This window comes from Kitasatospora sp. NPDC058046 (genome assembly GCF_042885595.1).
Lineage (GTDB): Bacteria > Actinomycetota > Actinomycetes > Streptomycetales > Streptomycetaceae > Kitasatospora.
On record NZ_JBHVRS010000037.1, the window covers coordinates 68,950 to 76,167 of the forward strand.

General features: G+C 72.7%; 7 protein-coding genes. 6 read left to right on the forward strand and 1 reads right to left on the reverse strand.

Features of this window, described 5'->3' with window-relative positions; genetic code table 11:
• Positions 1 to 68 precede the first annotated feature (68 nt).
• On the forward strand, positions 69 to 1,091 hold the full coding sequence (gene whiG, locus ACFVU7_RS42065) for an RNA polymerase sigma factor WhiG (RefSeq protein ID WP_388051600.1): 1,023 nt from the start codon (positions 69 to 71) through the stop codon (positions 1,089 to 1,091).
• 199 nt (positions 1,092 to 1,290) lie between these two features.
• Complete coding sequence (locus tag ACFVU7_RS42070; protein ID WP_117491975.1) at positions 1,291 to 1,875, forward strand: TetR/AcrR family transcriptional regulator; 585 nt, start codon at positions 1,291 to 1,293, stop codon at positions 1,873 to 1,875.
• 69 nt (positions 1,876 to 1,944) lie between these two features.
• Here the strand turns inward: ACFVU7_RS42070 and ACFVU7_RS42075 are convergent, their stop codons facing one another.
• Positions 1,945 to 2,649 (reverse strand): murein hydrolase activator EnvC family protein, encoded by a 705-nt coding sequence (locus tag ACFVU7_RS42075; protein ID WP_388051603.1) that lies wholly within the window; start codon positions 2,647 to 2,649, stop codon positions 1,945 to 1,947.
• Positions 2,650 to 3,314: 665 nt separating this feature from the next.
• On the opposite strand from ACFVU7_RS42075, the gene rpsB reads away from it, so the two are divergent.
• From rpsB to frr, 4 genes are all read left to right on the forward strand, one after another.
• Positions 3,315 to 4,193, forward strand: coding sequence for a 30S ribosomal protein S2 (gene rpsB, locus ACFVU7_RS42080; RefSeq protein WP_049657635.1), 879 nt, complete (start codon positions 3,315 to 3,317; stop codon positions 4,191 to 4,193).
• A 129-nt stretch (positions 4,194 to 4,322) separates the two neighbouring features.
• Positions 4,323 to 5,162: a translation elongation factor Ts gene (gene tsf, locus ACFVU7_RS42085; protein ID WP_074001524.1), complete on the forward strand. Its 840-nt coding sequence runs from the start codon at positions 4,323 to 4,325 to the stop codon at positions 5,160 to 5,162.
• 261 nt (positions 5,163 to 5,423) lie between these two features.
• Positions 5,424 to 6,188: a UMP kinase gene (gene pyrH / locus ACFVU7_RS42090; RefSeq protein WP_030056790.1), complete on the forward strand. Its 765-nt coding sequence runs from the start codon at positions 5,424 to 5,426 to the stop codon at positions 6,186 to 6,188.
• A gap of 98 nt (positions 6,189 to 6,286) precedes the next feature.
• Positions 6,287 to 6,844 carry a ribosome recycling factor gene (gene frr / locus ACFVU7_RS42095; protein ID WP_049657639.1) on the forward strand — a complete coding sequence of 186 codons (558 nt, stop codon included), beginning with the start codon at positions 6,287 to 6,289 and terminating at the stop codon, positions 6,842 to 6,844.
• Positions 6,845 to 7,218: the final 374 nt, after the last annotated feature.

The following is a 7,218-nucleotide window of genomic DNA, read 5'->3' on the forward strand; positions in this document are numbered from 1 at the left end:
CGTCCGACTACCCGTCCAAGTCGGCGGGGACGATGGGAGGCCTGTCCCGCCAGGGCGGGCGGCCGACGGTGGTGCCCCAGCCTACGGATGCGGCCCGGGGTGCCGAGCCGGCCCCGGGCGCCGGCGCGGCCGACCTCGACGGCGCGCCTGTCGGGGCGCCCGCCGGTGTGCCCCCCGGCGCGGTCGCGGCCGGCGCGCCCCGGCCGCCCGGCAGTGCGCCGGCCCGGGGCGCCACCTCTCCGGCGCTCGCCTCGCCGGTGTCCCCGCTCCGCCGGGAGAAGGCGGCGGACGGCGGCCAGGGGCAGGATGTCCGGGAGGTCGCGGCCCAGGGGCGCACCGCCCTCGAAGAGCTCTGGCGCTCCTACAAGGAGACCGGGGACCAGCGGCTGCGGGAGCAGCTGATCCTCCACTACTCACCGCTCGTCAAGTACGTGGCGGGGCGGGTCGGGGTCGGCCTGCCCTCCAACGTCGAACAGGCGGACTTCGTCTCCTCGGGGGTCTTCGGGCTGATCGACGCGATCGAGAAGTTCGACATCGACCGCGCCATCAAGTTCGAGACCTACGCGATCAGCCGCATCCGGGGCGCGATCATCGACGAGCTGCGCGCCCTGGACTGGATCCCGCGCTCGGTGCGGCAGAAGGCGAAGGCGGTCGAGCGGACGTACGCGACGCTGGAGGCCCGGCTGCGCCGGACGCCGCACGAGCCCGAGGTCGCGGCCGAGATGGGCATCGCGATCGAGGACCTGCACGCCATCTTCAGCCAGCTGTCGCTCGCCAACGTGGTCGCGCTGGACGAACTGCTCCACCCGGTGGGGGAGGGCGGCGACCGGCTGAGCCTGATGGACACCCTGGTCGACCACGGTGCGGACAACCCGGTCGAGGTGGCCGAGGACCGCGAGCTGCGCAGACTGCTGGCCCAGGCGGTCAACACCCTCCCCGAGCGGGAGAAGACGGTGGTGACGCTCTACTACTACGAGGGCCTCACCCTCGCCGAGATCGGGCAGGTGCTGGGGGTGACGGAGAGTCGGGTGAGTCAGATCCACACCAAGTCCGTCCTCCAGCTGCGCGCCAAGCTGTCGGACATCCGGTAGGGCGCCGACGACAAGGGCGCCGGCAGCCGGGGACCGACAGCAAGGGTGCCGGCAGCGAAGGTGCCGGCCGGAGGGGTGTCTGCCGTCGGTCGTCAGAAGCCGGTCGCCGGGCCCGGGCCCCGTTCCGATGCGCGGCGCCGTACCGGCCGGAGGTAGGGCTCCGTACAGTGGGACCGTGCCGAAGATCCGAGCGGCCACGGTGGCCGAGCATCGCCAGCTCCAGCGGGCAGCCCTCCTCGATGCTGCCCGCATCCTGCTGACCGAGGGTGGCATGGAGGCCCTGACCTTCCCCGCGCTCGCGGCGCGCGCCGGGCTGGCGCGCTCCTCGGTCTACGAGTACTTCCGCTCCCGCGCCGCCGTGGTCGAGGCGCTCTGTGAGGTGGACCTCCCGCTCTGGGCGGCCGAGATCGAGGCCGGGATGGCGAGCTGCGACACCGCGGTCGAGCGGATCGAGGCCTACGTCCGGGGCCAGCTGGCACTGGCCGCCGACCCCCGGCACCGCGCGGTGGTGGCGATCTCGGCGCTGGAGCTCGACGAGGCCGCGCGTGAGCGGATCAGGGCGGCGCACGGCAGGCTGGCCGGTCTGGTCGGCCGGACGTTGGAGGAACTCGGCCACGAGCAGCCCCGGCTCGCCGCGGCCCTGGTCCAGGGCGTCGTGGAGGCGGCGACCCGCAGGGCCGAGCAGGCCGCGACCGGGGGCCGCGCCGGCTGTGCGACCGAGAGCCCCGAGGAGATCGCCGACGCCGCCGTCGCGATGGTGCTGCGCGGGCTCGTCCGCGCCTGAGCCCGGCTCCGGGCCTGCCCTCGGCCCCGGCCCAGGCCCTGACCCGCACCCCACCCCCGGCCCGGCGCCCTACCCGTCCCCGCCGTCCAGCGGCAGCAGCCGGGCCGTGCCCGCGCCGAAGAGGGCCAGCGGGTCGAGGTAGCGGTTTCCGCGCAGCAGCCCCCAGTGCAGGCAGTCGCGCCCGGCGCAGTGCCGCCCGTCCGGAGCGAGCAGTCCGATCGTCTGTCCGGCGGCCACCGGGGTGCCGACCGGGACGGTGCCGGTGATGGGCAGATAGGTGGTCCGGAGCGGGGGAGAGCCCGAGCCCGGGTGGGAGACGGTCACCACCGGCCGTCCCGCCACCGGCCCGGAGAACGTGACCACTCCGGGAGCCGCCGCCCGGACCTCCGCCCCGGGTGCGGCGGCGAGGTCCACCCCCCGGTGCCCGGCGGCCCAGGCCTTCGCCGGCGGCTCGAACCGGCCCAGCACCCCGTCCGGGCCACCCACCGGCCAGGCCCGCGCACCACCCCGCCCGGCCTCGCCGCCCGGGCCCGGGACGCCGACCGCACCGACCGAACCGACCGCACCGACGGCACCGAAGCCTCCCCAAGCCCGTGAGGCTCCTGAGACGCCCGAGGCATAGGAAGCCCCCGGCACCGAGAGCACGACCACGAGCACCACCGCCACCCACAGCGGCAGCACCCCGTGAGCCCGCCGACCGGCCCGACCCACCCGGCCCACCCGGCCCACCCCGATCACCCCGATCACCCCACCGAACCACCCGCGATCAGTCATGCCCGCAGGCTCGCCCCCGCGCCGCCCCCGCACCACCCACATCCGGATTCCTGTGGACAAACCGCCCCCACGCCCGAGCGCCATCGCCCGGGCGGGTGTACGGGCGCCGCCATCCGGTGTACAAACGGCATACCGGTGACGGACCCGGGGCAGGCGGTCGACCGACCCGCGTCCGCCCCCGCACCCGCCTCCGCGCCCACGCCGAGCTCCACCTCCGACTCCACCCCCGGCCGCCCCGCGCGACCCGCCCCGACCCCGCCGCCGCCCCACGGGAACGCTGCCGCAGCCCCACCGGAACCCGCCCACCCCGGCCGTTCCCCGGGCTCCTCCCAGGTCCTCGGCGGGCCCCCGGCCACGCGTGGAGTCGCCCGCCCCTCGGCGCTTCCCGTACACTTCACACGCGACCCGGTCCGCCGGGTCGACTTCGCACGCCCCGCCACCGGCGGCCGGACGCGGTTCGTCCGCAGCCCCGCCAGGTGCGAGTGCCGCTCGGTCCGCCGAGCCCGACCGGCCCCCGGGCCGGAAGGGTGGTAGCGGCTCGGCACGTTCGGGGCGTCAGGCGTGGCTGTCACCTGGCCGCCACGGACAAACCGAGACTGACCCGGCTGTGGGCTATCGCTGCGACGCAGTGCCGCTGCCGGGCCGTAACACCAAGGAGTACGGCAATGGCCGTCGTCACGATGCGGGAGCTGCTGGAGAGCGGCGTCCACTTCGGTCACCAGACCCGCCGCTGGAACCCGAAGATGAAGCGCTTCATCATCACCGAGCGCAACGGCATCTACATCATCGACCTCCTGCAGTCGCTGAACTACATCGACCGCGCCTTCGAGTTCATCAAGGAGACCGTTGCCCACGGCGGCAGCGTCCTCTTCGTCGGCACGAAGAAGCAGGCCCAGGAGGCCATCGCCGAGCAGGCCACCCGCGTGGGCATGCCCTACGTGAACCAGCGCTGGCTCGGCGGCATGCTGACCAACTTCTCGACCGTCTACAAGCGCCTTCAGCGTCTGAAGGAGCTCGGCGAGCTGGACTTCTCGGACGTGGCCGGCTCCGGTCTCACCAAGAAGGAGCTCCTGGTCCTCCAGCGCGAGCACGACAAGCTGGAGAAGACCCTCGGCGGTATCCGCGACATGCAGCGCGTTCCCAGCGCCGTCTGGATCGTGGACACCAAGAAGGAGCACATCGCGGTCGGCGAGGCCCGGAAGCTCAACATCCCGGTCGTCGCCATCCTCGACACCAACTGTGACCCGGACGAGGTCGACTACAAGATCCCGGGCAACGACGACGCGATCCGCTCCGTCACCCTGCTGACCCGCGTGATCGCCGACGCCGTGGCCGAGGGCCTGAAGTCCCGCGCCGGTGTCGCCAAGGGCGACGCCAAGGCCGAGCCGGGCGCCGACCAGCCGCTGGCCGCCTGGGAGAAGGACCTCATCGAGGGCGAGAAGAAGGCCGAGGAGGCCCCCGCCGAGGCCGCCGCCGAGGCCCCCGCCGCCGAGGAGGCCGCTGTCGAGGCCCCCGCCACCGAGGCGCCGGCCGAGCAGGCCTGACGTACCAAGGGTGAGGGGCACCGGCCGGTACGAAGCCGGCAGGTGCCCCTCTCTCCCGCGCCGGGACCGAACCAGCGGTCCCGGCGCATCCCCACGCAGACACGCGAGACGCGAGAAGAGATTCACACCATGGCGAACTTCACCGCCGCGGACGTCAAGAAGCTCCGTGAGCTCACCGGCGCCGGCATGATGGACTGCAAGAAGGCCCTGGACGAGGCCGAGGGCAACGTCGAGAAGGCCGTCGAGCTCCTGCGCATCAAGGGCCAGAAGGGCGTTGCCAAGCGCGAGGGCCGTGACGCCTCCAACGGCGCCGTCGCCGCGCTCATCGCCGAGGACAAGAAGTCCGGCGTTCTGGTCGAGCTGAACTGCGAGACGGACTTCGTCGCCAAGGGTGACAACTTCGTCCAGGTCGCCGACGCTATCGCCGCCCACGTCGCGAAGACCGCCCCGGCCGACCTGGACGCCGCCCTGGCTTCCGAGATCGAGGCCGGCAAGACCGTCCAGCAGTTCGTCGACGAGGCCAACGCGACCCTGGGCGAGAAGATCGTCTTCCGTCGCTTCGCCCAGTTCGACGGTGACGGCTTCGTCGCGGTCTACCTCCACAAGACCAGCCCCGACCTGCCGCCGGCCGTCGGCGTCCTGGTCGAGCTGGACAAGGAGAACGCCGAGGTCGCCAAGGACGTCGCGCAGCACATCGCCGCCTTCGCGCCGAAGTACCTGTCCCGCGAGGAGATCCCGGCCGAGGAGCTCGAGAACGAGCGCCGCGTCGCCGAGGCCACCGCCCGCGAGGAGGGCAAGCCGGAGGCCGCCCTGTCGAAGATCGTCGAGGGCCGCGTCACGGGCTTCGTGAAGGAGAACTCCGTCCTGGAGCAGGCCTTCGCGAAGGACAACAAGAAGACCGTCGCCAAGGTCCTCGAGGAGAACGGCGTCGCCCTCAAGCGCTTCGCCCGCTTCCGCGTCGGCGCCTGAGCCACGTTCCACCTGGTCCCCGGCCCCCTTACGCTGGGAACCGCCCCCGCCCGCTGACCGGGGCGGGAGGAACGCCGAACGGGCTCACCCCGCGCCTACCGCCAACGGGCGGGCTCGCGTCGGCACCATGAACGACGAGGAGGCCATTGCCGTGCAGGACACCGAACCGGTTCCCGCGGCAGTGGCCTCCTCGCGTGTACGCGCAGGCCGGGCATCCGCACACCCGCGTCTGTGACCAGTAGGTGCAAAAAGGAGAAGTCCATGCAGGAGACGCAGGAGACCGCGCAGGACCCCAAGGCCGGCTCGCGCCGCCGGGTGCTGCTCAAGCTGTCCGGTGAAGCCTTCGCCGGTGGTGGCGGGCTCGGCGTCGACCCGGACGTCGTGCACGCGATCGCCCGGGAGATCGCCACCGTCGTCCGTGCCGGTACCGAGGTCGCGGTGGTCATCGGCGGCGGCAACTTCTTCCGGGGCGCCGAGCTCCAGGTCCGCGGCATGGACCGGGCCCGCTCCGACTACATGGGCATGCTCGGCACCGTCATGAACTGCCTGGCGCTGCAGGACTTCCTGGTCAAGGAGGGCATCGAGACCCGGGTCCAGACCGCCATCACCATGGGCCAGGTCGCCGAGCCGTACCTGCCGCTGCGGGCCGTCCGGCACCTGGAGAAGGGCCGTGTGGTGATCTTCGGCGCCGGTATGGGCATGCCGTACTTCTCCACCGACACCACGGCCGTCCAGCGCGCCCTGGAGATCCACGCCGACGTCCTGCTGATGGGCAAGAACGGCGTGGACGGCGTCTACGACTCCGACCCGCGGACCAACCCGGACGCGGTCAAGTTCGACGCGCTGGAGTACTCCGAGGTCATCGCGCGCGACCTCAAGGTCGCCGACCTCACCGCGATCACGCTGTGCAAGGACAACAACCTGCCGATGCTGGTCTTCGAGCTGCTGGCGGAGGGCAATATCGCGCGTGCGGTGAAGAGTGAGAAGATCGGCACACTCATCAGCCAGGATTCTGTCCGGGCCTGAGCAGCAACCAGCCGTACGGGACGGCGGCGGCGCCGTGACCGGCCGCCGCGCCGACACCGGTCGGGACAACAGCAGATGAACCGGACAGGGAGACCACAGTGATCGAAGAGACCCTCCTCGAGGCCGAGGAGAAGATGGAGAAGGCCGTCAGCGTCGCCAAGGACGACCTCGCGGCCATCCGCACCGGCCGCGCGCACCCGGCGATGTTCGCCAAGATCGTCGCGGAGTACTACGGCGCCGTGACGCCGATCAACCAGCTGGCCTCCTTCTCGGTGCCGGAGCCGCGGATGGCGGTCGTCTCGCCGTTCGACAAGACCGCGCTGAAGGCCATCGAGCAGGCGATCCGCGACTCTGACCTGGGCGTCAACCCGTCCAACGACGGCTCGATCATCCGCGTGGTGCTGCCCGAGCTGACCGAGGAGCGCCGCCGGGAGTTCATCAAGATCGCCCGCACCAAGGGCGAGGACGCCAAGGTCTCGATCCGCGCCGTGCGCCGCAAGGCCAAGGACGCGATCGACAAGCTGGTGAAGGACGGCGAGGTCGGCGAGGACGACGGCCGCCGCGGCGAGAAGGAGCTCGACGACACCACGGCCAAGTACGTGGCCCAGGTCGACGAGCTGCTGAAGCACAAGGAAGCCGAGCTGCTCGAGGTCTGATGAACGACGCCCCTGACGCCCCCGGCTACTGGGGCCCGTCCGACCAGCAGTTCCAGCCCTACCGCCCGGCGCCGCATCCGCAGGCCGCCCCTGTCCCGGCCCACCCGGCGCCGGGGTACGGCGCGCGGCCTGCGGCGCCGGCCCCGGGACATCCCGGTCACCCGGGCGGCCACGCCGTGCCCCCGGGCGCGCCGGGCGTCCCTCCGGGAGCGCCGGGCCTCCGTTCGGATCAGCCGCAGCAGCCTCCGGTGTACTGGGGCGGCGACGCGGAGGAGACTCAGGTCATGCCTCCCGTACCGGCCGAGCCCGGCCCGCCACCCGGCACGCCCGACCCCGGTCGGCGGGCCGGCCGCGGCCGGCCCGCGGCCCACGGG